The 1,373-nt window shown below is 63.7% G+C and carries 2 protein-coding genes; both read right to left on the reverse strand.

Going from position 1 to position 1,373, the window contains the following annotated elements; translation table 11 throughout:
* Window positions 1–330 (reverse strand): iron-sulfur cluster assembly scaffold protein (locus lacNas_RS00135; protein WP_201346474.1); only part of this gene is annotated, 330 nt, incomplete at its 3' end.
* The coding region (locus lacNas_RS00140) for a cysteine desulfurase (protein WP_201346475.1) at window positions 317–1,373 on the reverse strand (1,057 nt) is incomplete at its 5' end. The genes lacNas_RS00135 and lacNas_RS00140, both read right to left, overlap by 14 nt.

Here is a 1,373-nt window from a genome sequence, read left to right on the forward strand (position 1 = left end):
CTCCTCTTCTTCTTTGCTGATCTCCTGCCCTTCCAGCATCCGCCAAAAAGCCGCCTGCAGCCGGTCAAGCACGGCCTGCGGCTGCTGGACGGCCAGGCTGGCCAGAATGGTGGCTGATGCCTGGGAAATCGCGCATCCCTGCGCCTGGCAGGCAATCCGCGAAATTTTTCCGCCGGCCAGATCAACCTGCAAAGTCAGCCGGTCCCCGCAGCTCTCGTTGACCAGGCTGACTTCTTTGGCGGGATTGGCCAGCGGCTGCCGGTATTTCGTGCTGGCGGCATAGTCCAGCAAAACGGCCTGGTAGACCTGCTTCAAATCATCTAGTGCCATTGAAAAACTCCTTTGCGGCGCTAACGCCCTGGACCAGGGCCCGCACGTCGCTTTCGTCATTGTAAAAAGCCGCGCTGGCCCGGGCTACGGCAGAGACGCCCAGCCAGTCCATCAGCGGCTGGGCGCAGTGCTGGCCGGCCCGGATGGCAATGCCTTGGGCGTCCAGGGCGGTCGCCAGGTCATGGGGGTGAATGCCGGGCAGGTTGAAGGCGACGATTCCGCCGCCATAGCCGTAAACTGTCGCCCCGGCAGCTTCCAGCCCCTGGGCCATCTGCCGGCCCAGGCTGGCTTCCCGGTCCCTGATGGCTTCCAAGCCGATTCCGGTCAGGTAATCAACGGCCGCCCCCAGAGAAATGGCCCCGGAAACGTTCTGGCTGCCGGCTTCAAACTTTTGCGGGGCCGGCTTGAAGCTCGCGTCCGTCAAGCTCACCTCGCGGATCATCTCCCCGCCGAATTCCAGCGGTCGGGTCTGCTCCAGCAGCTCCCGGCGGCCGTACAAAACCCCGATTCCTGTCTGGGCCAGCATCTTGTGGCCGGAAAAAGCGTAAAAATCGCTTCCCAGCTCCTTGACGTCAACCGGCAGGTGTCCGGCGGCCTGGGCCCCGTCGATCAGGACCAGGGCCCCCTGCTTTTTGGCCATGGCGGCCAGCTCCTTGACCGGCTGCTCCGTGCCCAGCACATTGTCGACCTGGGCCAGGGCCAAGAGGCGGACGCGGCTGGTCAAGACTTTTTCCGCCCCAGCCAGGTCAACAGCCCCCTTTTTGTCCAGGGGCAAAAAGACCAGCTTGGCGCCGGTGGCCTTGGCGACCTGCTGCCAGGGAATCAGGTTGCTGTGGTGCTCTGCCGCCGTCAGGGCAATCTCGTCGCCCGGCCCCAGCTGCCAGCGGAAGTAGCCAAAGGCCGCCAGGTTGATGGCACTGGTCGTGCCTTTGGTAAAAACTATCTCGTCAGCTTCAGCGCCAATGAAGGCCGCCAGCTTTTTCCTGGCAGACTCGTAGGCTGCCGTGGCCGCCTGCGACAAGGCGTAGGTGCCCCGGTAGATA

It is taken from the genome of Lactobacillus nasalidis, assembly GCF_016587775.1.
GTDB lineage: Bacteria > Bacillota > Bacilli > Lactobacillales > Lactobacillaceae > Lactobacillus > Lactobacillus nasalidis.